The sequence below is a fragment of the Dysgonomonas sp. 216 genome, assembly GCF_010501065.1.
In the GTDB taxonomy this organism is placed as follows: Bacteria; Bacteroidota; Bacteroidia; order Bacteroidales; family Dysgonomonadaceae; genus QVMM01.
Genome location: NZ_QVMM01000046.1, coordinates 1 through 506 on the forward strand (window position 1 = coordinate 1; position 506 = coordinate 506).

Annotated in this window: 1 protein-coding gene; it reads left to right on the plus strand. The window is 38.3% G+C overall.

The genetic code is table 11. The features are described 5' to 3' along the window. Positions 1-115: 115 nt before the first annotated feature. Positions 116-506: hypothetical protein (locus D0T53_RS13430; protein ID WP_163268747.1), on the plus strand; the 391-nt coding region annotated here is incomplete at its 3' end.

A 506-nucleotide genomic window follows, 5' to 3' on the forward strand; every position in this document is an offset into this window, starting at 1 on the left:
TGACGGTTGGCGACAAATTAGGTTGTTATACTTCCCTGCCTCAAGTAATGGACTGGTACAATAAGCGTATAACTTTTTTAGATAATAAATATCAATAATCAAAATCATATAAAAAATGAAAGCAATAGTAATAGACAGGAACGATGTTAATTACGAATTGCCCAGAGTAGGACAATTCGGTGGGCTTCGTATTTACGGCAAGGGAAATTTGTCAGGCGCATTAAATATGTTTCCTGCAATAACAGGGGAAACCGAAGTATATGTAGAAGGCAATTTGTATCTAACCGATGCTTTAGGCAATAACATCGGTAAAAAAGCTTCGGTAATAACGGGTAATGCCGTAATAAGGATAAAGGCAACGTCTACCAATGGCGGTTACTTGTTTATTGGCAATAATACACTTCGTGGCTTTGGTGATATACGATCAACGGATAGTATTGGCTTAGGGTTTACGGCGAGTGATACCGCAAACAGCCCTTTTGCCGAATATAACATTGAATCGTTAC